This window comes from Haladaptatus sp. HS23 (assembly GCF_056892285.1).
The window spans coordinates 179,474-200,326 of record NZ_JBXGLH010000002.1; the positions used below are offsets into that span (position 1 = coordinate 179,474).

Sequence of the window (20,853 nt, forward strand, 5' to 3'; positions counted from 1 at the left end):
TCGGCAATTCACCGAACGAAGGCAGAGATTCTTATACCTCCCTCACTATTTCGATTCGTAACCGTGTCGGGAGAGACGAGTAGCGGGGCGCGCCGCCTCTATCGGAACCGCGAGTTCATCGCCTTGGCGAGCACCGCGTTCGCCCGGAGTCAGGCGTACTCGACGATTCTCATCGCGCTGGCGATGTACGCCAACATGTTCCACACGTCGAGCACCATGGAGGGCATGTTCGGGACCGCGTTCGCGGTGGTTCAACTCCTCATCGTCCTCCCGCTCGGACGCTACATCGATATCCGTAACTCGAAACGGGTCCTGCTGTTCGGACTGTTTCTCAACGTCCTCGTCTTCGTCGGCTTCGGCTTCGTCGAGACGGTCAATCAAGTCATCTTGATGCGCGTGTTTCAGGGCACCGCCGCGAGCATCCTGTGGCTCACCGGAACGACCGTCGTCGGCGAGATCAGCGACGACGACTCCCGTGGACTGTGGATAGGGTCGTACAATCAGGTGGGCGCGTTCTCCAGCCTGTTCGGCGACATCTTCGGCGGACTGCTGTTGTACCTGTACGGGTTCGAAATCACCTATGCCGCCCTGAGTCTCATCACCATCGGCGCGTTTCTCGCCGTGTTCTTCTTCCTCCGGAACAACCCCGGCGGGCGGAAGGACCCCGAGGAGTCGAGCAGTCGCGAGACGTTCGAGACCCTCCTCGGTCGCTCGGCCATCAAAGCGCTCGTGTTCTTTCGCCTCTCGTTCAGCGTCGGGAAGATGGCCGTCATCACGTTCCTGCCGATTTACGCCCATACCGTGTTCGACATCAACGTCTTCGTCGTCGGCGGTATCATGGCGGGCGGGAAGCTGACGAAGTCGCTCACGCAGGGGAAAGTCGGCGACTGGACAGACCGCGTCGGCAAGAAGTACTACTTCATTCTCGCGGGCGCGCTCGTGTACGCGCTCGGGACGGCGCTGATTCCGGTCGCAGGATTGGCCCGCGACTTCATTCCGGGGATGACCGTCGCCGCCTTCGGCGCGGAGATGGCGCTCCCGCCGGCGTTCTTCGTCCTCTTCGCGGCGTACGCCGTGTTGGGCGTCGGCGACAGCCTCCGTCTCCCCGCGAGCATGGCGCTGTTCGTCGAGGAGGGCGAACAGTTCGACGCCGTCGCGTCCAGCCTCTCGCTTCGCTCCATCGCGTGGAAAATCGGGCAGGTCGGCGGCCCGGTGTTCATCGGCGCGATTTGGGACGCGACGAGCGTGTTCGTCGCGTTCTGGACGGCGTCGGGGTTCATCGTCGTCTCGTCGGCCGTCTTCGCCCTGCTCTACAGCACCGACCCCGCACCCGGCGAGCGCGTCGATGCGGTCGGCGGGGACTGACGAGGAAGACGCAACCGTGAAAGCACTGAAGCCCGAAGTCCCGTGCATGGACGAGCAACCGGGACTTTCCGATCAGTACCGAAAATCCAGTCCGTGGCCGCTGTTCGTCGCGTTCGGTCTCGCGCTGTTCGAGACCGGTATCGTGATGGCGGACTTTCTCTTTCCCATCGCCGTCGGCGGCATGTTGATGTTCGTCGGCAGTATCGTCGGTATCCTTCGTGAATCCGAGTACATAAGCGACCCGTGGAAGGGACTCGTCGCCGCCGCCGTAGTTTCGTTCGCCGTCGGAGGTCTCATCTGGGCCACGACGCAGGGCTCCATCCGGCTCCGCGGAACGGCGATTCTCGTCGGAGGAGCCGTCCTCCTCGTCGGCGGCGTCGCCGGTTCGCTCTGGCAACCGAAACCCATCTGAAACCGGTCTCCGACCGAGCGCGAACCACTAACCTATTTTACCTCGTGTTCGCTACGTTCACGTATCATGGCAGAAAGCGTCTTCGACAAAGAAACACTCCTCGACCTCACCGTCAACATCATCCCGCTCGGGATAATGGGGTTCTTTCTGATCCTCTTCGTCGGGTTCGGTGCATGGGGCGGTAGCACCCTCATCGAAGTGATCAGCTGGGGACTCGTCGTCGTCCCGTTCGTCGCCCTCGCTCTGTTAACGTATATCGCGGCACTGAAAATCGAGGCCACGACCGGAACCTAACCTTTCTTTACCTTGTAGTTCACACCCTCTTCCATGGCAGCTACTGGGCAGATAGCTCTCACCGTAGTCATGGGAGTGTTTTTGCTGGCGGTCGCTTCGTTCCTCGCACGGATCGAGGACTGGCGGTCTTATACACCTCTCAGCGGCGGGGGCTACGGGTATGCAGAATCGACCGGGCAGGCGCACAACGAGAAGCCTGCCGGAATCATTCGGTGGTTCACGACGGTGGACCACAAGGACATCGGGATACTATACGGGACGTTCGGTCTCCTTTCCTTCGCGTGGGGTGGCATCGCGGTACTCATCATGCGCACGGAACTGTTGACGCCGGGCACGAACCTGTTTAATGCGAATATATACAACAGCCTGCTGACGACACACGGCATTACGATGCTCTTCCTGTTCGGGACGCCCGTCATCGCGGCGTTCTCGAACTACTTCATTCCGCTCCTCATCGGCGCGGACGACATGGCGTTCCCGCGCATCAACGCCATCGCCTTCTGGTTGTTGCCACCTGCGGCAATCCTCATCTGGATCGGCTTCCCGCTATTCATGTTCGCCGGCATCGAACCGGCACAGACGAGCTGGACGATGTACGCGCCGCTATCGGCGTGTGGCCGAGCCGTCGAAACGGCCAGTTACAGTTGTCAGGCGCAGGTCAGCCCCGCGGTCGACATGATGCTCCTCGGCCTGCACCTCTCCGGTGTCAGCGCCACGATGGGTGCCATCAACTTCATCGCGACCATCTTCACCGAACGCGGTGACGACGTCGGATGGCCGGACCTCGACATCTTCTCGTGGACCATCCTCACGCAGTCGGGACTCATCCTGTTCGCGTTCCCGCTCCTCGGCAGCGCGCTCATCATGCTCCTGCTGGACCGGAACTTCGGGACGACGTTCTTCGCGGCGAGCGGTGGCGGACCGGTGATGTGGCAACACCTGTTCTGGTTCTTCGGTCACCCCGAGGTGTACATCCTCGTCCTTCCGCCGATGGGACTCGTCAGTCTCATCCTCCCGCGCTTCGCGGGTCGGAAGCTGTTCGGGTTCAAGTTCGTCGTGTATTCGACGCTCGCAATCGGTGTGCTCTCCTTCGGTGTGTGGGCCCACCACATGTTCGCTACCGGTATCGACCCGCGCCTTCGCGCGAGTTTCATGGCGGTGTCGATGGCGATCGCGATACCGAGCGCCGTCAAGACGTTCAACTGGATAACGACGATGTGGAACGGTCGGCTACGGCTGACCGCGCCGATGCTGTTCTGTATCGGCTTCGTCTCCAACTTCATCATCGGCGGCGTGACGGGCGTGTTCCTCGCGTCGATTCCGGTGGACCTCGTGCTCCACGACACCTACTACGTCGTCGGCCACTTCCACTACATCGTGATGGGTGCCATCGCCGTGGCTGCCTTCGCCGGCTTCTACTACTGGTTCCCCATCTACACCGGGAAGATGTACCAAAAGTCGCTCGCACACGCCCACTTCTGGCTCACGATGATCGGGACGAACGTGACGTTCTTCGCCATGCTGTTCCTCGGCTACGGCGGCATGCCGCGCCGGTATGCGACCTACCAGTTCAACGTCGCGGACATCACCCTCATCACCACGTGGCATCAGGTCGCCACGCTCGGTGCGTTCATCATCGGCATCGGCCAGTTCATCTTCGTCTGGAACGTCGTCCAGTCGTGGCTCGAAGGCCCACCGGCCCCCGCCGACCCGTGGAAACTCGGCGAGGACGGTATGCTCTCGAAGGAGTGGTCCTGGTTCGCGAAGAAGCAGGAAACCGCGCTTACGGACGGCGGCGAGGAATCGGAGTAATTTCGAACCTCGGAAGACTCCTCTCTTCCGTTGACGAACGACTTTCGGAAGAACGGTAACGAGAACTGATTCGAACGACGTTTTTTCGGTTACGGTACTCGGTCGCTTACGTCGATGCGAGTACGATACCCATTACGAACATCAGTACGACGATGCCGGAGAGGACGAGCAGGAGCAGTTCTTTTTCGGACATACTCGGACTTAGCGCGTCTGGATGAAAAGGCTAATCCTTGCCCTGTCGAAACGGTTTCTCGTGTCCTCTCGACTTCAGGGTCGCTCGCTCGTCGTCGGCTTATACGTCCTCATCGTCTCGTTCGCGGGGTTCGTGGGCGTTCTCCTCGGTGCCTTCGGGCCGGACGACCTGCGCGCGGTCAAACTGCTCGGCGTCATCCAACTGCAACCCACACCGGTCGGACTCGCGATTTTCGGGATGGTGACCATCGGTCTGTTGCTCGGCGTCCTCCTCTCGTTGGTCGTGTTCGTCTCCGAGCGGTACGATGAGGCTCACCCGAAGGGATAAGACGGTTGACTTTGATTTGTTACCATGTATCACGTCCTACTCGCGGTGGACGAAACCGAATCGCGCGCGGTGGCGCAGGCGAACGCTATCATCGACCTCTCCGAGGCGAAGGCCGAGGTAGAGGTCACGCTTCTCCACTCCTTCACCGACAATCCGAGCGGTGCCTCCGCACCGCAGGTAACGGGCGTCCGACGGGCGAAGGATGCCCTCGAAACCGCTGGAATCGAGGCGGGCATCGTCGAGGCGAGCGGAAACCCGGCGGATACCATCCTCGATGTCGCCGATGAGCGTGATGTCGATTGTATCTGCGTCGGCGGGCGCAAACGTTCGCCAGCAGGAAAAGCCCTTTTCGGCAGCGTCGCCCAGTCGGTCATCCTGACCGCAAAGCGTCCCGTGCTCGTCGCGGGCGAGGGTCAGCAGTAGACGGGGGTGCGCCGTTACGAAAACAGAGGAATGGTCGAGACGGGTGTGTCGGAGACGACCAGCGTTTGGAGCGGTAAACCCTTAGTCGTACACTCCCCGAAACGACTCCACCAACGCGTCGATTTCGACGCTTCCCGTCACCGTCTCCCGGCACTCTCCGTCGCGGAAACAGAGGAACGACGGGGCCGCCGTCACCTCGAATTCGCGTCGGAACGCCACGACGTCGTCACCGTCGATACCGGCGAACGCCACGTCGTCGGGGATACCCGCCCGGAGTTCGGACAGTTTGGCGGCAATGGCCTCACACGGTTCGCAGTCACGTTTCCACACCGAGACGATGCAGTCGGGATGCGCTGCCAGAAACTCCCGATACGTCTCGTCGGAGAGGATGTCCACGTCGTCGGGGACCGGCGACGATGGGCCGACTTCGGCGACCATGTCGGCCATCAGTCCCAGTTCCGTCCGAGTGTATTCGTCCTCCAAATGCGCACGGAGCGCGAGGTAGTAGCTGAACCCAGCACGGGTTACGTCGCTGTTACGAGCCTCATCACGTGAGATACGGAACGTCTCGGCGACGCTCTCCTCGAACGCGTCGGGCGTGATGCTCGCGTAGGTGTCGTAATATATCGACCAGCGATGTTCGAAGTCGTCCGCGAGCGCGATGGTGCCGTTCTCCGTAACGACCCCCTCGTCGAGCAGGGCGTCGAACAGCGCATCCGGATCACCGGTTTCAGACGCCAAGGTATCGCTCCCTCGTTTCGCCGTCGTCACGGAGTTCGTCCGCGGTTCCGTCGAAGACGATTTTCCCTTGGTCTACGACGTAGCATCGGTCGGCGAGTTTGATAGCGGCCGCCGCGTTCTGTTCGACCAGCAGGATGGTCGTTCCGGTCTCGCTGATGCGGCGAATCGCATCCTCCACGTTGGCGATTATCTGTGGCGCCAACCCTTCGTACGGTTCGTCCAACATCAACAGGTCGGTGTTCTGTTTCAGCGCCCTCGCGATGGCGAGCATCTGCTGTTCGCCGCCGGACAACGTTCCGGCTTTCTGGGTTTTCCGCTCCCGGAGGCGCTCGAACTCGTCGTACACGTCCTCGGTCGTCATACCGACGTGTTCGACCTGCGGTATCGACCGTCCGACCGTGTTCGACTTGTTGTGAACGACCTCCGCGAGGTGGAGGTTCTCCTCGACGGTGAGATTGGGGAAGACGCGACGTTCCTCGGGAACGAGCGAGATGCCTCGCGTGGAGATGTCCTCGGGTTCCATCGCGGTGATGTCTTCATCCCTGAATCGAACCGACCCGCTGCGCACGTCCGGCGGCCGTGCGCCAGCGATACTCCGGAGCGTCGTCGTCTTGCCCGCGCCGTTGCGTCCGAGGAGCGCACACACCTCGCCTTCCTCCACGCGCATCGTCACGTCACGCAAGATGTGGCTTTCCCCGTAGTAGGCGTCCACGTCTTCGAGGCCGAGCAGACTCATAGCTCTACACCTCCGAGATACGCCTCCTGAACCTCCGGGTGGCCCTGAACCTCGTCCGGCGTTCCTGCCGTGATGACGCGTCCACGATTCAGCACGACGATGCGGTCGGAGACGTTGAACACGATTTCCATGTCGTGTTCGACCAGCAGGATGGTGAGACCGAGTTCCTCCTTGACGCGCTCGATGAGGTCCACGGTGGCATGTGTCTCCTCCGGTGACATCCCGGCCGTGGGTTCGTCCATCAACAGCAGGTCGGGTTCGCTCGCCAGCGCGATTCCGATTTCGAGGCGGCGTTTATCCCCGTACGGCAGGTCGACGGCGGGTGTCTCTCGCTGGCCGAGTAACCCGACCGAATCCAGCGTCTGTCGGGTCAGCGTGTCCACCTCGGAATACCGTCGCTGATGCCGCAGGAAGTTGAACCTGAACGACCCGTGTTCGGCGGCGAGCGCGGCGATACGGGCGTTCTCCTCGACGGTCAGGTCGGGGAAGATTGACGCGGTTTGGAACGATTTGCTGATTCCGGACTGGACGACGTCGTGGGGTTCGAGGCCCGTTATCGACTCGCCCTTGAATCGAATATCGCCCCCCGTCGGGTCGAGCATCCGCGTGATGAGGTTGATGAGCGTGGACTTCCCGGCCCCGTTCGGGCCGATGACGCTGACGCTCTCGTTTTCGTGAATTTCGAGGTCCACGTCGTCGACGGCGACGAGACCCCCGAACTCCTTGGTGAGTCCGTCGGTATTCAAGAGCGCCATCAGTCACCACCCTCCCCTTCGGCGTCGGTCGCGGGCCGCGAAATCACTTCACGGACCCGTCCCACGATTCCCCAGATTCCCTCCGGGAAGAGGGCGATGACCGCGACGAAGATGAGTCCGAGGATGAGGTGCCAGTACGGCTGGATCGCCTCATTGGCGGCGACGACGTTCTCCACATAGAGATAGAGACCGGCACCGAGCATCGGCCCGACCATCGACCCGACGCCGCCGAGGACGGTCATGACGACGACTTCACCGCTGGTGGTCCAGTACAACGATTCGACGGGAACGTACGAGCCGTGAACGACGTAGAGGCTCCCGGCGACACCGGCGAACGTGCCCGAGAGGATGAACGCCATCAGTTTGTACCGCCAGACGTTCAATCCGACGAACGATGCGCGTTGCTTGTTCTCCCGAATCGCTTTGAACACCAACCCGTACGGCGAATGGAGGATTCGAACGACGGCGGCGACGCAGAGGACGGTGATGGCCCCGACGAACACGTAGAGCCAGTCGCCGACTAATGGAATCGGCGTATCGAGTGGAATCGACTCGAACGCCGCGAACGCGTCGAGGAAGCCGAAGAGGTTCCCCACGTTCACGTCGGTGAAGCCGTTCTCCCCGTTCGTCAATCCCTGGAGGGGAGAGAGGGCGAGGTAGTACGCCATCTGGCCGAACGCGAGCGTCAGGATGGAGAAATAGATGCCGCCGCGCCGCAGCGAGACGAACCCGAGTATCCACGCCAACAGCACGGCAAACAGGGTTCCGAACAGTACGACGAGTATCGGACTGCCGTTCACGCTGGCGCTGAAGATTCCGGCGGCGTACGCCGCGCCGCCCCAAAAGGCGGCGTGACCGAACGACAGCAGTCCCGTGTAACCGAGGAGCAGGTTGAACCCGAGCGCGAAGATACCCCAGATGAGGATGAGCGACGCCAGCGACTGATAGCCCCGAAGGAAGCCGCTGATGACCGGCGCACGGACGAACAACCACGGGAAAACGGCGACGGCGAGCACGGTGAGGCCGACGATAGAGCGTTCGCTGCTGCCGAACCGATCCCACGTCGAAGCGACGTCCGATTCGATCAGCGAGGGGCCGTCTTCGGTCGTCCGCTCGGACGTTTCGTCGTTCATGGAGCAACCTCCTCGTTGCCGAGCAGGCCCTGTGGCCGCGCCAGCAGGATGATGGCGGCGAGAACGTAGATGCCGACCTGTGACCACTGTGGTGCGACCGCGACCAGCGACGAGAGAGTGAGTCCGATGAGAATTCCGCCGACGACCGCACCTCGGATGCTTCCCACGCCGCCGATGACGACGACGAGGAAGGACGGAACGAGTACCTCCATCCCGATGTTCGGATTCACCGCATAGAGCGTCCCGCCGACGACGCCGGCGACGCCCGCGAGCGCCGCGCCGACCCCGAACACCATGAGGTACGGTCGGGTGATTTTCACGCCGAGCAGGCGAACCATCTCGGCGTCACGGGTCCCGGCGCGCACGACGAGTCCGAAGTCGGTGTACTCGATGAGCAAGTACACGAGCGCGACCAGTACGGCGGTGATGGCGATGACGTAGAGACGCCAGATTCCGATGGTCCCCACCAGCGGTAGGCCGATAGGACCGCTCAACTGGAGTTCGAGGGGACCCAAACTGGTCCGGGCGGGGCGAGCGAAGTTGTAGCTCTGACCGCCGAACAGGATTTTGAACGCCTCTTGCACGACGATGGCGAGGCCGAACGTGAGCAGGATTTGGTCGGTGTCGGGGCGGTCGTAGAACGGTCTGGCGACGAACCGTTCCATGAGGAGACCAACTCCGAAGACGACTATCGGAACGATAACGAGCGCCGGGAGGAATCCCAAATCGAGACCGACCTGTCCGAACCCCCATTCGGCGAGTTTTCCGTCGGAGATGTTGATGTTGAGCGTGATGAGGAGCCCGAGATACGTCCCGATGAGGTACAACGCCCCGTGAGCGAAGTTGACGAACTTGAGCGTCCCCAAGATTATCGACAGGCCGATGGCGACCAGTACGTAGATGGCTCCTTGCTGAAGACCGTTCAGCAGTATCGTCGCCAATTCCGAAACGATGCTCACGACTGCCCCTCCCGCTGATGCGTAGCTATCATGTGTCTGTAGTTTTTGTCATCAATGTTAGTCATACTCTACCAAATTAGTCACGCGTTACCAAATATAAGCGTCGGTGTGCATCGTGACCGAGTCGATTATTTGTAGGAACCGAGGTCACACTTCGAGGCCGGACCCTGTCCGCACTCGTAACCGAGTTTGTCGCGGGAGGTGACTTGGACGATTTCGAAGAACTTCCCGGACTTCTGCTCCGACTTCGGCAGTCCCTTCACGACCGGTACTGCGCGCTGAGCTTGGTGGTCACACTTGCGCATCGTCTCTTGGTCCATCCCGAGGTTGCTGTACTCGTATCCTTCGAGTTGTTTGATGACCTCTGGGGGATAGAACGTCTCGGCTCGCTCGGCCGCCGCCGCGTACTGGAGCGTTTGGGAATAGGCGAGCTGTGCCGGTCCCGACGGAACCCGTCCGTTGTACTCCTCCCCGAAGAACTTCGTGAACGAGTTCGAGGGTTCGTTGTCGATTTGTGAGTCCCACGCGACGGTACCGTAGATGCCGTCGATTGCACCGCCCGCGGCTTGCGCCATCGGGCGGTTGTAGAGAGGCATCACGATTTCCATGTCCTGATCCATTCCTGCTTCGATAGCCCCCTTCAGGGAGTTCGCACCGTCCAGCCCGTAGTGATTCAAGAACAAGGCGTCGGCTCCGGAGTTGGCCGCTTCGGAGAGGTACGAGGAGAAGTCCTTGGTTCCCAGCGGCGTGGCTACGCTCTTGACCTGTGACCATCCCGCCTCCTCGAAGAACTTCTTCATCGAGGCCTGTTGGGTCTTCCCCCAACTGTAGTCGGCGTACAGCTGGTAGAACTTGAGGTCTTTCCCGTACTCCTCCGTCACCACGGGTGCGAGTGCCTGTCCCGTCATGTACGCGTTGAACATTTCACGGAAACCGTATCGCGCACAATCCTTTCCGGTCGTATCGTTGGAGTGGGTGAGGCAGGCCATGAACATCACCTTCTCCTTCTGGCAGAGGCCTTGGACGGCGATAGCCACCGCACTCGACGAGCCACCGGAGATCATCATGACGTCGTCACGGCTTATCATTCGCGATGCTTGCTTGCGGGCTTGGTCGGCGTCGGTTCCGGTGTCGCCGGTCACGTGATCGACTTGCTTGCCGAGAACGCCGTCACCAGACAAGTCGTCCCAGCTATCGACCCAACCGCCGCCGTTGTTCAAGTGCTTTACCGCCAACTTGTACGCCCGCAGTTCGTCCTTTCCTTCCGACGCGTACGGACCGGACTGTGGAACGTTGAACCCGAGCGTTACTTTGTCACCCTCGACGGGATAGTTGCCGAGCGACGGGTAATCCTCGTTACCACCACCGTCACCGCCGTCACCGCCGCCACCGCCGTCACCGCCACCGCTACCTCCGTCGTCGCTCAAACAGCCGGTCAATCCCACGATACCAGTTGTGCCGGCCGCTCCCGCGGCCTTTACGACATCTCGACGAGTTAGCCTGTCTTTGACGTGTGCCATACTAACACCCACCAATCAGTCCGTAATAATAGTTAACGTATTATTTCAGGTTCCATGAATGGTATAATAAATGCCACAACGAGAAGAGTACATATCTCCGTCATTTCAAGAGGACTTGCAACCGGTGATTGTCGGTACCGAGACACCGTTCGAAACTCGATACTTCGGATATCGCTCTTCGGCGTCTTCCGGGCGTCAAAAACGGTTTCGGGACCCTCAGTCCGCGGGGTGTGTCTGTTGACTCGAACTCGATTCGATGGGTGCACTCCCTAGCGGAACGACTTCCCTGTCGAAACACCAGTTGGTCACCTCGGCGAAACTGACGTACATCGCGTCCAGTCCAGTGAGGATGCCGACCCAACCACCGGCGACGGTGAGCCAACCGATGCCGAAGAAATCCCCGAGGCCGAGGAGGAAGAACGTGACCGCCAACAGGAGGAAGACGCTCCAGAGCGCCCAGTTGAGTTTGAACGTTCCGACCCACATGTAGGCGGTGAAGACGCCCCACATGATGAGCGCAATTCCGAGTGCGCTCGAACTCACCGGGTCGATGAGGCCGTTCGACTCGAAGAGGACGAGGAGCGCGAACCACCACCAGAACGCGCCGTAACTGGTGAACGCGACGGTTCCGAAGGTGTTTCCTTCACGATACTCCAACAGTCCGGCGAACAGCTGTATCGTTCCGCCGTACGCGATTGCCATCGGAATCACTGCCATCTCCAGACTGGAACCGAAGATACTGGCGTTGACGAGGCTCAAGAGAACCGTCGTCAGGCCGAAGCCGACGAGTCCGAGCGGCGCCGGATTGCCGGTTTTCGTTTCAGCAGGCATCGGGTTCTCCCCCCGTGTTTCGGTTTCGGGAACCGTTCCCGCGACGATGTGCCCCCACTTCCGCGTCGATGCCATTCTGTGCCATGGTGCGTAAAAGCACACCATTCGACTCTGCATAACTGTTGCCCGATTGTTGAATCGAGTCGGTCGGATGACGCAGGAAGTTTGGCAAGTAAGTACAACAAAAATGGCGACCGTTTCGATTTCGAGGTGTGGTAGTCAGTCCGCCGGTTGCGTCTTTGGACCCGATTTCGACTTGAGCGGCGAGCTTCCGAGCGGGATGACTTCCCTGTCGTACGCCCAATTTGCTACCTCGGCGAAGCTGACGAACATCGCGTCCAGTCCGGTGAGGATGCCGACCCAACCGCCGGCGACGCCCAGCCAGCCGATACCGAGGAAGTCCCCGAGGCCGAGCAGATAGAACGTCACCGAAAGCAGGAGGAAGACGCTCCAGAGCGCCCAGTTGAGTTTGAACGTGGCGACCCACATGTACGTAGTGAAGACGCCCCAGAGTATGAGTGCCACTCCGAGGGTCGTCGTCGCGCCTTCCAAGCTTATCCAGCCGTTGCCGCTGAAAATGAGGAGCAGGCCGAACCACCACCAGAACGCGCCGTAACTGGTGAACGCGACGGTACCGAAGGTGTTACCTTCGCGGTATTCGAGCATTCCCGCCAGCAATTGAATCGTTCCGCCGAACGCCAGCGCGAGCGGAATGACGACGACTTCCCCCGCCGCTGGAAGCAGTTCCGCGTTTATCATGCTCAACAGCACGGTCGTCAGGCCGAAGCCGACGAGTCCGAGCGGCGCCGGATTGCCGGTTTTCGTATTCGCGGGCATCTATTTTACCCCCCGCAGCGCGCCTACTCCACGTAATCGCCCATCGACTTCCCCATTGACCGTTGCCTGTGTCCGATTTTCAATTGACATCCGTTATACTCTCCTCGTGGTTGTTACCGTCTTTCCACATATAGTATTTATTCATGCGACAAAATATTACCACAAGAGATAGGAAAAATTCTGAAAATATATCTGTTTTTACTCCTTCTTGACCTTCCCCTGAATGTCCTCGACGACGTCCGGATTACGGAGCGTGGAGGTGTCGCCCAGTTCCTCTTCGTTAGCGATATCCTCCAACAGACGCCGCATGATCTTTCCGGACCGCGTCTTCGGCAGTTCCGGCGTGAAGACGATTTCCTCGGGACGAGCGATGGGTCCGATACCGTCCTCGACGCCTTCCACGATGCGGTCGTGGAGGTCTTCGTCGCCGTCGTAGCCTTCCTCGGTGATGACGTAGGCGTAAACCGCTTCGCCTTTCACGTCGTGGTGTCCGCCGACGACGGCCGCCTCCGCGACACCCTTCACGCCGACGATGGCGCTTTCGATTTCCATCGTTCCGAGGCGGTGCCCGGAGACGTTGAGAACGTCGTCCACGCGGCCGAGAACGGTGATGTAGCCGTCCTCGTCCAGTTTCGCGCCGTCCTCAGGGAAGTACACCCACTCGTCCGCGTCGGGGTCGGAGTACTCCTGCCAGTACTCGCTGATGTAGCGGTCGTCGTTCTTGTAGACGGTGCGGAGCATCCCCGGCCACGGTTTCTGTACCGTGAGATAGCCCGCGCGACCTGCACCTACCGGTTCGCCCTTCGTGTCCACGATTTGAGCGTCGATGCCCGGAAGCGGCGGCCCGGCGCTGCCGGGTTTCATCGTGCCGATGGCCGGAAGCGTCGTGACCATCATACCACCCGTCTCGGTCTGCCACCACGTGTCCACGATGGGGCAGTCCTCGTGGCCGATATGCTTGTAGTACCACTTCCACGCACGCGGGTTGATGGGTTCGCCCACCGTTCCGAGCAGTCGAAGGCTGGAAAGGTCGTGTGCCTCGGGGTGTTCGCTCCCCCACTTCATGTACGCCCGAATCGCCGTCGGCGCGGTGTAGTAGACGTCCACCCCGTAGTCCTCGACGATCTCCCAGAGGCGGTCCTTCCCGGGGTAGTCGGGCGTTCCTTCGTACATCACGCTGGTCGTGCCGAGCGAGAGCGGCCCGTAGACGATGTACGAGTGGCCGGTGATCCATCCGATGTCGGCCGCACACCAGTAGGTGTCTTCGGGTTTGATGTCGAGGACGGCGTGTGACGTCCACGATACGTAGGACAGATAGCCCGCCGTCGTGTGTTTGACACCCTTCGGTTCGCCCGTCGTCCCGGAGGTGTACATCAGGAACAGCATGTCCTCCGCGTCGCGCTCGACGGGTTCGACCTCGGCACCTTCCTGTTCGGCCACGATGTCAGCGTAATCGTACTCGTCGTCGCCCGTCGGGTGGTCGTACTCGTCGCCGAGTCGATCCACGACGACCGTTTCCACGTCGTGGTCCACCTGCGAGAGACCCTTGTCCGCCTTCTCCTTGTGGTGAAGCGGGTCGCCGCGCCGGTAGTAGCCGTCACAGGTGATGAGGTACTCGGACGCCGCACTCTCCATTCGGGTCGCGAGCGCGTCGGCGGAGAAGCCGGCGAATACGACGCTGTGGGGTGCGCCGATTCGCGCGCAGGCCAACATGGCGATGGGGAGTTCCGGAATCATCGGCATGTACATCGTCACCACGTCGTCCTCGCCGACGCCCATCTCCCTGAGTCCCGCCGCGAACTCGTTCACCTTGCGGTGGAGTTCTTCGTACGTGAACGTTCGCGTCTCGCCGAGTTCACCGATCCATTCGATAGCGACTTCGTCCCCTCTGTCGTCGAGGTGTCGGTCCAGACAGTTATACGAGGCGTTCAGCGACCCACCCGTGAACCATTTATAAAACGGCGCGTCGTCGTCCTCCAATATCGTGTCGTAGTCGTCGTACCAATCGAGCAGGTCGGCCGCGCGCTCCCAGCACTCCGGCCAGTTCTCCTCGAACTCGTCGTAAATCTCCGGGTCCGAGACGTTCGCCTGCTCGACGAACGATTCCGGTGGCTCAAACGATTCTGCCTCTTCGAGCCGAGCTTCGAGTTCCACGGTATCGTCTGTCATATATCCATGCTAGCATGCTTTAACGAGGTGCATAAAGATATGCTATGTCCGCCGACCATTTCGGGAATCGAAGTTCTGTTCTGCTTCGATGGTCGGGGTCAAAATTAGGCATCCTTTGACTCGGTCGTCTCCCTCGATTCTTCTTCGCTTTCCGCACTCGCTTCAGGACGCTCATTCGGAATGTCATCCCGCTTCACGACCGATGTCTCTTCTTCGACATTCTCGCGCAGCCACGCCGTCGCGGCAGCGACCTCGTTTGCGTCAGTGGACGTGACCTTCAATCGACCGGGGTCGTCCCCTCGACCCGGGTAGCTTCCGACGGCGACGTCGAACCGCTCCCTGAGCTCCCGGAGAACGCTGCCGAGTGCCCCTTCCGGCGCCGGCGTGTATATCGTCTCGGAGACGACTTCGCCGCCGAACTCGTCGGCGACGAGCCCGAACATGGCCTTCATCTCCCGCGGGATTCCGGGGAGGACGTAGACGTTTTCGACCGCACAGCCCGGTGCCCATCCCGCGTCCGTGAGGAGGGGTCTCCCTCTAACGGGCAGCGTTGCCGCCTCGTCGAGATCCAAATCGAGGTCGTACTCGTCGGTCAATTCGGGGTTCTCCTCCGCGAACTGGCGCGCCTTCGCTTCCAGACGCTCCCGAACCTCGGTATCGACAGCCTGTGGTACGTCAAGCGCCGTCGCTACCGCGTCCATCGTCACGTCGTCCGGCGTTCCACCGAGCCCGCCTGTCACGATGACGGCGTCGAACGAGTCGTTCCACTCCCGAACCCGACGTGCAATGACGTCCTCTACGTCGGGAACGGTCATGATTCGCCGAACCGACCCGCCTCGGTCGTGGATTTCCGTCGCCAACCACGTCGCGTTCGTGTTCACTGTGTCGCCCGCGAGGATTTCGTCACCGACGGTGAGGATAGCCACTTCCATGGATTCGAGCAATCGCGCCGGACGAATAAAGGCGCTCCGACGGATTGCCTTCGGAGGCTACTACGTGTCCGTCTCCTTCGGAGCGACGGCCCACCCGACGGTAAACAGCGTTCCGACGGCAACGAGGGGAAAGAAGAGAAGTACCCACGACGTGTGTGGAAAGGCTATCACGAGAAAGACGGCGAGCAGCGTACACTGCAGTCCGATAATCGGCGCTCGAAGCTCATCTGCGCTCATACTTCACACGCGGCGGTTGGCAAAATAAAGACCGTGAATTCGGCTCCAGCGACTCCACTCGTCAGGCCAGTCCGACCTTCTCCTGATACGCGCCGTGTTCGGCCTCGAACACGTCCATGATTTCGCCCATCGTCGTGTAGGCTTTCACCGCGTCCACGATGGCTGGCATGACGTTCTCGTCGTCGTCGATTGCGGTTTGCAGGTCGGAGAGTGCCGCTTCGACCGCCTCGTCGTCGCGTTCCTCCTTGACCTCTTCCAATCGGGCGAGCTGGCGGTTCTGCGTCTCCTCGTCCACCTTCAGGATTTCCGGCTTCGTGTCCTCCTCGATGTCGTACTTGTTGACGCCGACGACGATTTCCTCGCCATCCTCGACGCGCTCTTGGTACTCGTAGGAGGCCTCCTGAATCTCTCGGTGGAAGTAGCCGCGGTCGATACCTTCGAGGACGCCGTCGCGCACCGAACCGTCGCCCATCTCCTTTATCTCCTCGATGTACGCCATCGTCTTTTCCTCGACTTCCTCCGTCAGCGACTCGACGGCGAAACTACCGCCGAGCGGGTCGATGATGTCCGCCGCGCCGCTCTCCTCGGCGATTATCTGTTGGGTTCGCAGGGCGACGCGAACGGACTGCTCGCTCGGAAGGGCAAGCGCCTCGTCGAAGCTGTTAGTGTGGAGGCTCTGGGTGCCGCCGAGGACGCCCGCCAACGCTTGAATCGTCACGCGGACGATGTTGTTGAGCGGCTGTTGTGCGGTGAGCGACTGCCCGGCCGTCTGGGTGTGGAACTTGAGCTGTTTTGACTTCTCGGACTCCGCGTCGTACCACTCGTCCATTACGGTGGCGTAGATGCGGCGGGCGGCCCGGAACTTCGCCACCTCCTCGAAGAGGGAGTTGTGCGAGTTGAAGAAAAAGGAGAGTTGGGGTGCGAAGTCGTCCACATCCAGTCCCCGCTCCATGGCGTCCTCGACGTAGGCGAAGCCGTCGGCGAGGGTGAACGCGAGTTCCTGTACCGCCGTCGAACCCGCTTCGCGGATGTGGTAGCCCGAAATCGAGATGGGCTTGATGTTCGGCGTCTCCTCCACCGCGAACTCCACGGTGTCGGTGACGGTGTGAAGCGACGGTTCGGGTGGGATGACCCACTCCTTCTGTGCGATGAACTCCTTCAGCATGTCGTTCTGGAAGGTGCCGCGGATTTCGTCGCGGGGGACGCCCTGCTGGTCCGCTAACGCGACGTACATCGCGAAGATGACGGGCGCGCTCGGGTTGATGGTGAAACTGGTCGAAACCTCGTCCAAATCGATGCCGTCGAAGAGGATTTCCATGTCGCGGAGGGTGTCCACCGCCACGCCCTCCTTGCCGACTTCACCGTCCGACAGCGGGTCGTCGGAGTCCTTGCCCATCAGGCTCGGCATGTCGAACGCCGTCGAGAGGCCCGTCTGCCCGTTGTCGATGAGGTAGTGGAACCGCTCGTTGGTCTCCTCGGCCGTCCCGAACCCGGCGAACTGCCGCATCGTCCACGTTCGACCGCGGTACATCGTCGGGTAGACGCCGCGGGTGTAGGGGTCCTCGCCCGGATAACCGAGGTCCTCCTCGTAGTCCACGTCGGCCACGTCCGTCGGGTCGTACAGGTCCTCGACTTCCAGGTTGGAAACGGTCGCAAAGCGGTCCTTCCGCTCCCCGAATCGCTCCAAAACGGGCGAGTGGGTTTCCGCCTCCCACTCCTCTCTGGCCTGCCGAATCTCCTGCAGGTCGTCCTCGTCGTACATGACAGTAGTTTCTGCCGGACAATCCATTAAGGATTCGATGAGCGATTTTTGCCGCGTCCCTCAACCGAGAACGGAGACGGCAACCCGGTGCGGCCCCGCCGTCGTATCGAGTTCGACCGAATCGACGACGCTGTCGCGAACCCCGTCGCGCCACGCCGTCACCGTCGCCGTGTGACGCTCGTGATGGGCCTCCACGTCGTAGGTCCCCGTCGAATCGGTCGCGCTCGGGTCGGTCTCGTCGACCCGTGGATAGGCAGGAACCCCCTCGGCGACGAGGTCCCGCGGCGGAATCCGAATCGGAGCGGGACCGCCGCGTCCGTCGTCGGCCGGCTCGGTCGTCTGCACCGCGTGGAGGCGCGCGCGTACTCGCCCGGCGAACGGGGCCGTGATTCGAAGCACGACGTTCCCACCTCGTTCGCTGGCTTCGAGCGCGGTCACCACTTCGTTCGTGTGGACCACGACGACGCGGATGACCGTCGGGTCGCTGCTCTCGCCCGGCATGGATTCCGGTGGGTGGCGGAGCGAGTTGTAGATATCGGCGGTGAGAGAGAAGCTGACGGTCAGTAGTGGCCTAACACGCCCATCCGTCGGGCACGCCGGGCGGCACGCTGGAACACGTAAAACCCGAGCAGGCAGTAGCCGACGGCGGTCACGACGAGTACGGCGAGGTCGCTCGCTGGGAACTGCCACAGGCGAACGCCGCCCTGCATCGCCCGCTGGAGCATCGAACTTCCCTGCACCAACGGGAGATAGCGGAGCGGTTCGGAGTCGGCGATGGGGGCCGCGATGAGGCCGATGAGGACGAACTGCATCAACTGCGAGAGGTTCTCGATGCGCTTGTACAACAGCGCGAGACCGGCGAAAACGAACCCGATGCCGACGACGGGAAGGAGCGTCAGCACGACTATCAGGCCGACCGTCAGCAGGTCCACGGCGAGGGACTGGCCGGTCGTCACGAGCATCAGTGGGAGAATGATTGCCCCCCACAGCATGCTCTCCAGCAGATACGCGACGACGCTCGCGGCCATGACCGACCCGAACCCGTAGGGAGACATGTACAACTGCTCCAACGTCCCCCACTGCGCCTCTCGCGTGACGCTCGATGCGAGGCTGAAGTACGCCGCGAGCGCCATCGTCCAGAGGAACCATCCGACGATGAGGCCGCCGAACGTGTCCGAAAGCGCCGCAGCGCCGCCGACGCTCCCGGCGGCCGCCTTCCCGCCGAAGAAGATGACGGCGAAAAAGAGGTAGACCGTCACTATTTGCGCGAGCGTGTTCATGGGGTAGCGAGCCAGCAGATACACCCGCTTGCGGAGAACGGCCGCAAAGAGCGTCGTCGCTCCGGCCATCTCCGACCGTGCGGTCGAATCCTCGGACCGATAGCTCATCGGCCGTCACCGTCCTCCACGCCCTCAGTGGTATCGTCCGTAATGTCGAGGAACACCTCCTCCAAATCCGGTTCGACGGAGGTTATCGACGCGAGGGAGAGGTCGTTTGTACGGAGGAAGTCGGTCAACTCGTAGAATTCGTCGCCGGTCACGGAGACGATGAACTGTTCCCGGTCGGCACGCTGCTCGAAGTCCGTGGCGTCGAACCGCCGTTCGAGGTCCTGCCGCGATTCGGGCAGTATATCGCCCGCGACCTGCACGCTGTAGGCTTGCGTTCGAAACAGGTCGAGGAGGTTGTCCAGACTGTCGTCGGCGACGATATGGCCGTCGCTCATGATGATGACGCGGTCGCAGATGTCCTCGATGACGTCCATGTCGTGGCTCGACAGGAGGACCGTCGTTCCCGTCTCGTCCGCCAACGTTCGGAGTTCTGCCCGCAACTCCAGCGAACTCTCCACGTCCAACCCGAGGGTCGGTTCGTCGAGGAAGACGACGTCCACGTCACGCGCCAGCGTGCAGGCCAGCGACACCTTCCCTTTCATTCCGCGGGACAGTTCCCGAACCGGCGTGTCGGCCTTGTCCGCGAGGCCGAACTGTTCGAGGAGTTCGTCGTGACGTCCGCGGGTCGCAGCGGGACGCTGCCCGGCCAGTGCCGCAAAAAATTCGAGATTCTCACGGACGGTCAACCGCCAGTAGACGTTCCGCGCGCCCTCCAACATCGCGCCGACGTGCCGGTAGGCGCGCTTCGTGTCGGTGTGAACGTCGATGCCGTCGATTATCACTTGCCCATCCGTGGGCAGTATCAGACCGAGAATCGACTTGATGGTCGTCGTCTTTCCCGCCCCGTTCGGGCCGAGCAGTCCGACGACCGACCCGCGGTCCACGTCAAACGACACGCCGTCGACGGCGGTCACTCCATCCGACTCGCCTCCGTATCGCTTCCGGAGGTTTTGAACGCGGAGGATGGTGTCCGCGTTCCCCTTCGTTCCTGTCCGTCCTTTCGTCTCCGCTTCCGTCCCCTCGTCGGTTCTCGACTCGGGACGGGGAGGTTCGACGCTCATACTCCTATCTGTTCGATAGAAGCCATAACGGTTTCCAGAACGACCGTTCAGTTTCGTTATTGACACGAAAGCGTTATGCGACGATACCGGAAATCGACAAGCGTGACCGACGACGATTCGACTTCACTCCCTCCATCCGAGGCGTTCGCGCTGTTCGCCGACGAGACGCGCGTCGCAATCGTCGAGGCGCTCGCCGAACGGACGACCGCCGAGGGGACCGATGGACTCTCGTTCGCCGACCTCAGGCGGGCAGTCGGCGTCCGCGACGCGGGACAGTTCAACTACCACCTCTCGAAACTATGCGACCGATTCGTCGTGAAACGCGACGGGAAATACCACGCGCGATGGTCCGCGCTCAAACTCGTCGGTGCGATTCGTGCGGGAACGTTCACGGAATCGCCGGGGTCGCGAACCGCCGCACTCGAACACGACTGCCCCTCGTGCGAACGGAGCCTGACCGGTGCCTTCGACCACGGTCTGGTGTGGATGGAGTGCGACGAGCACGGCAAACTGTTTCAAACGAGCGTCGCACCGCAAGCCGCCGCGAATCGGTCGATTCCGGAACTCGTCGCGTTCGCCAACGCGGAGACGCAACACGACATCGAACGGGCTGTTTCCGGGACCTGTTCGATGTGTAGCGGGCCGATGCAGGTGAGCAAACCGCATCGGCCGGACCACGGCACGCTAATCGTCGAGTTCGAGTGTGAGTCCTGTTGGATGCGGATAGAACTCCCCGTCGCGCTTACTGTCGTCCGCCACCCCGTTGTCGTCACGCACTTCCACGAACTCGGAACCGACGTTCGGGAGAAACCGTTCACTTCGTTCGAGTTCGTCCGGGATGACTCCCTGACTTCGGTGATTTCCGAGGACCCCTACAGGGTTCAAGTTTCTCTCGGTTCCGACGAAGACGCGCCGACGCTGACGCTCGATACGGAACTGAACGTCGTGAACGTGGAGTAACCGTGA

General features: G+C 61.3%; 22 protein-coding genes. 7 read left to right on the top strand and 15 right to left on the bottom strand.

The features are described from left to right. Window positions 1-63: 63 nt before the first annotated feature. The 6 genes from AC1XDK_RS07095 (at window position 64) to AC1XDK_RS07120 (ending at window position 4,826) form a co-directional block, all read left to right on the top strand. The gene (locus tag AC1XDK_RS07095) at window positions 64-1,365 is read left to right on the top strand and encodes an MFS transporter (RefSeq protein ID WP_483349123.1); all 1,302 of its coding nucleotides are present in this window, start codon (window positions 64-66) and stop codon (window positions 1,363-1,365) included. Next, window positions 1,346-1,777 (top strand): DUF7541 family protein, encoded by a 432-nt coding sequence (locus tag AC1XDK_RS07100; protein ID WP_483349124.1) that lies wholly within the window; start codon window positions 1,346-1,348, stop codon window positions 1,775-1,777. The genes AC1XDK_RS07095 and AC1XDK_RS07100 overlap by 20 nt, the downstream gene beginning before the upstream one ends. Window positions 1,778-1,843: 66 nt before the next feature. Continuing rightward, window positions 1,844-2,071 carry a DUF6684 family protein gene (locus AC1XDK_RS07105; protein WP_483349125.1) on the top strand — a complete coding sequence of 76 codons (228 nt, stop codon included), beginning with the start codon at window positions 1,844-1,846 and terminating at the stop codon, window positions 2,069-2,071. 33 nt (window positions 2,072-2,104) lie between these two features. After that, the gene (locus AC1XDK_RS07110) at window positions 2,105-3,883 is read left to right on the top strand and encodes a cbb3-type cytochrome c oxidase subunit I (protein WP_483349126.1); all 1,779 of its coding nucleotides are present in this window, start codon (window positions 2,105-2,107) and stop codon (window positions 3,881-3,883) included. Window positions 3,884-4,136: 253 nt separating this feature from the next. Continuing rightward, entirely contained in the window at window positions 4,137-4,403 is a 267-nt protein-coding gene (locus AC1XDK_RS07115) for a DUF7520 family protein (protein ID WP_483349127.1), read from the top strand. Window positions 4,404-4,427: 24 nt separating this feature from the next. Then, the gene (locus AC1XDK_RS07120) at window positions 4,428-4,826 is read left to right on the top strand and encodes a universal stress protein (RefSeq protein ID WP_483349128.1); all 399 of its coding nucleotides are present in this window, start codon (window positions 4,428-4,430) and stop codon (window positions 4,824-4,826) included. 81 nt (window positions 4,827-4,907) lie between these two features. Here the strand turns inward: AC1XDK_RS07120 and AC1XDK_RS07125 are convergent, their stop codons facing one another. The 15 genes from AC1XDK_RS07125 to AC1XDK_RS07195 all read right to left on the bottom strand — a co-directional run bounded on the left by AC1XDK_RS07125 (window position 4,908) and on the right by AC1XDK_RS07195 (window position 19,887). Beyond that, complete coding sequence (locus tag AC1XDK_RS07125; protein WP_483349129.1) at window positions 4,908-5,567, bottom strand: thioredoxin family protein; 660 nt, start codon at window positions 5,565-5,567, stop codon at window positions 4,908-4,910. Then, on the bottom strand, window positions 5,557-6,303 hold the full coding sequence (locus AC1XDK_RS07130) for an ABC transporter ATP-binding protein (protein WP_483349130.1): 747 nt from the start codon (window positions 6,301-6,303) through the stop codon (window positions 5,557-5,559). Before AC1XDK_RS07130 ends, AC1XDK_RS07125 begins: the two co-directional genes overlap by 11 nt. Continuing rightward, complete coding sequence (locus AC1XDK_RS07135) at window positions 6,300-7,058, bottom strand: ABC transporter ATP-binding protein (protein WP_483349131.1); 759 nt, start codon at window positions 7,056-7,058, stop codon at window positions 6,300-6,302. Before AC1XDK_RS07135 ends, AC1XDK_RS07130 begins: the two co-directional genes overlap by 4 nt. Further along, entirely contained in the window at window positions 7,058-8,191 is a 1,134-nt protein-coding gene (locus AC1XDK_RS07140; protein WP_483349132.1) for a branched-chain amino acid ABC transporter permease, read from the bottom strand. Before AC1XDK_RS07140 ends, AC1XDK_RS07135 begins: the two co-directional genes overlap by 1 nt. Then, on the bottom strand, window positions 8,188-9,150 hold the full coding sequence (locus AC1XDK_RS07145; protein ID WP_483349133.1) for a branched-chain amino acid ABC transporter permease: 963 nt from the start codon (window positions 9,148-9,150) through the stop codon (window positions 8,188-8,190). The genes AC1XDK_RS07140 and AC1XDK_RS07145 overlap by 4 nt, the downstream gene beginning before the upstream one ends. Window positions 9,151-9,278: 128 nt before the next feature. Then, window positions 9,279-10,670 carry a substrate-binding protein gene (locus AC1XDK_RS07150; RefSeq protein WP_483349134.1) on the bottom strand — a complete coding sequence of 464 codons (1,392 nt, stop codon included), beginning with the start codon at window positions 10,668-10,670 and terminating at the stop codon, window positions 9,279-9,281. 216 nt (window positions 10,671-10,886) lie between these two features. Continuing rightward, on the bottom strand, window positions 10,887-11,576 hold the full coding sequence (locus AC1XDK_RS07155; RefSeq protein WP_483349135.1) for an acetate uptake transporter: 690 nt from the start codon (window positions 11,574-11,576) through the stop codon (window positions 10,887-10,889). A 144-nt stretch (window positions 11,577-11,720) separates the two neighbouring features. Continuing rightward, on the bottom strand, window positions 11,721-12,338 hold the full coding sequence (locus AC1XDK_RS07160) for an acetate uptake transporter (protein ID WP_483349136.1): 618 nt from the start codon (window positions 12,336-12,338) through the stop codon (window positions 11,721-11,723). A 198-nt stretch (window positions 12,339-12,536) separates the two neighbouring features. Next, the gene (gene acs / locus AC1XDK_RS07165) at window positions 12,537-14,507 is read right to left on the bottom strand and encodes an acetate--CoA ligase (protein ID WP_483349137.1); all 1,971 of its coding nucleotides are present in this window, start codon (window positions 14,505-14,507) and stop codon (window positions 12,537-12,539) included. A gap of 104 nt (window positions 14,508-14,611) precedes the next feature. Then, window positions 14,612-15,439 carry a competence/damage-inducible protein A gene (locus AC1XDK_RS07170; RefSeq protein ID WP_483349138.1) on the bottom strand — a complete coding sequence of 276 codons (828 nt, stop codon included), beginning with the start codon at window positions 15,437-15,439 and terminating at the stop codon, window positions 14,612-14,614. Window positions 15,440-15,499: 60 nt separating this feature from the next. Next, window positions 15,500-15,676, bottom strand: coding sequence for a hypothetical protein (locus tag AC1XDK_RS07175; protein ID WP_483349140.1), 177 nt, complete (start codon window positions 15,674-15,676; stop codon window positions 15,500-15,502). A 61-nt stretch (window positions 15,677-15,737) separates the two neighbouring features. Then, window positions 15,738-17,438: an acyl-CoA mutase large subunit family protein gene (locus tag AC1XDK_RS07180; protein WP_483349141.1), complete on the bottom strand. Its 1,701-nt coding sequence runs from the start codon at window positions 17,436-17,438 to the stop codon at window positions 15,738-15,740. Between the two features lie 60 nt (window positions 17,439-17,498). Continuing rightward, window positions 17,499-17,939 carry a DUF8009 family protein gene (locus AC1XDK_RS07185; protein ID WP_483349142.1) on the bottom strand — a complete coding sequence of 147 codons (441 nt, stop codon included), beginning with the start codon at window positions 17,937-17,939 and terminating at the stop codon, window positions 17,499-17,501. A gap of 59 nt (window positions 17,940-17,998) precedes the next feature. After that, a complete protein-coding gene (locus AC1XDK_RS07190) occupies window positions 17,999-18,826 on the bottom strand; it encodes an ABC transporter permease (protein WP_483349143.1) in 828 nt (275 codons plus the stop codon). Further along, window positions 18,823-19,887, bottom strand: coding sequence for an ABC transporter ATP-binding protein (locus tag AC1XDK_RS07195; protein ID WP_483349144.1), 1,065 nt, complete (start codon window positions 19,885-19,887; stop codon window positions 18,823-18,825). The genes AC1XDK_RS07190 and AC1XDK_RS07195 overlap by 4 nt, the downstream gene beginning before the upstream one ends. A gap of 102 nt (window positions 19,888-19,989) precedes the next feature. Between AC1XDK_RS07195 and AC1XDK_RS07200 the strand changes: the two genes are divergently transcribed. Then, a complete protein-coding gene (locus tag AC1XDK_RS07200) occupies window positions 19,990-20,847 on the top strand; it encodes a winged helix-turn-helix domain-containing protein (protein ID WP_483349145.1) in 858 nt (285 codons plus the stop codon). Window positions 20,848-20,853 lie beyond the last annotated feature (6 nt).

Bases quoted from the DNA above. Each gene is read 5' to 3' on its own strand.
- AC1XDK_RS07100 (WP_483349124.1), top strand. From the start codon at position 1,346: ATGCGGTCGGCGGGGACTGACGAGGAAGACGCAACCGTGAAAGCACTG.
- AC1XDK_RS07105 (WP_483349125.1), top strand. From the start codon at position 1,844: ATGGCAGAAAGCGTCTTCGACAAAGAAACACTCCTCGACCTCACCGTC.
- AC1XDK_RS07110 (WP_483349126.1), top strand. From the start codon at position 2,105: ATGGCAGCTACTGGGCAGATAGCTCTCACCGTAGTCATGGGAGTGTTT.
- AC1XDK_RS07120 (WP_483349128.1), top strand. From the start codon at position 4,428: ATGTATCACGTCCTACTCGCGGTGGACGAAACCGAATCGCGCGCGGTG.
- AC1XDK_RS07130 (WP_483349130.1), bottom strand. From the start codon at position 6,303: ATGAGTCTGCTCGGCCTCGAAGACGTGGACGCCTACTACGGGGAAAGC.
- AC1XDK_RS07135 (WP_483349131.1), bottom strand. From the start codon at position 7,058: ATGGCGCTCTTGAATACCGACGGACTCACCAAGGAGTTCGGGGGTCTC.
- AC1XDK_RS07140 (WP_483349132.1), bottom strand. From the start codon at position 8,191: ATGAACGACGAAACGTCCGAGCGGACGACCGAAGACGGCCCCTCGCTG.
- AC1XDK_RS07150 (WP_483349134.1), bottom strand. From the start codon at position 10,670: ATGGCACACGTCAAAGACAGGCTAACTCGTCGAGATGTCGTAAAGGCC.
- AC1XDK_RS07155 (WP_483349135.1), bottom strand. From the start codon at position 11,576: ATGGCATCGACGCGGAAGTGGGGGCACATCGTCGCGGGAACGGTTCCC.
- AC1XDK_RS07160 (WP_483349136.1), bottom strand. From the start codon at position 12,338: ATGCCCGCGAATACGAAAACCGGCAATCCGGCGCCGCTCGGACTCGTC.
- acs (WP_483349137.1), bottom strand. From the start codon at position 14,507: ATGACAGACGATACCGTGGAACTCGAAGCTCGGCTCGAAGAGGCAGAA.
- AC1XDK_RS07170 (WP_483349138.1), bottom strand. From the start codon at position 15,439: ATGGAAGTGGCTATCCTCACCGTCGGTGACGAAATCCTCGCGGGCGAC.
- AC1XDK_RS07175 (WP_483349140.1), bottom strand. From the start codon at position 15,676: ATGAGCGCAGATGAGCTTCGAGCGCCGATTATCGGACTGCAGTGTACG.
- AC1XDK_RS07180 (WP_483349141.1), bottom strand. From the start codon at position 17,438: ATGTACGACGAGGACGACCTGCAGGAGATTCGGCAGGCCAGAGAGGAG.
- AC1XDK_RS07185 (WP_483349142.1), bottom strand. From the start codon at position 17,939: ATGCCGGGCGAGAGCAGCGACCCGACGGTCATCCGCGTCGTCGTGGTC.
- AC1XDK_RS07190 (WP_483349143.1), bottom strand. From the start codon at position 18,826: ATGAGCTATCGGTCCGAGGATTCGACCGCACGGTCGGAGATGGCCGGA.
- AC1XDK_RS07195 (WP_483349144.1), bottom strand. From the start codon at position 19,887: ATGAGCGTCGAACCTCCCCGTCCCGAGTCGAGAACCGACGAGGGGACG.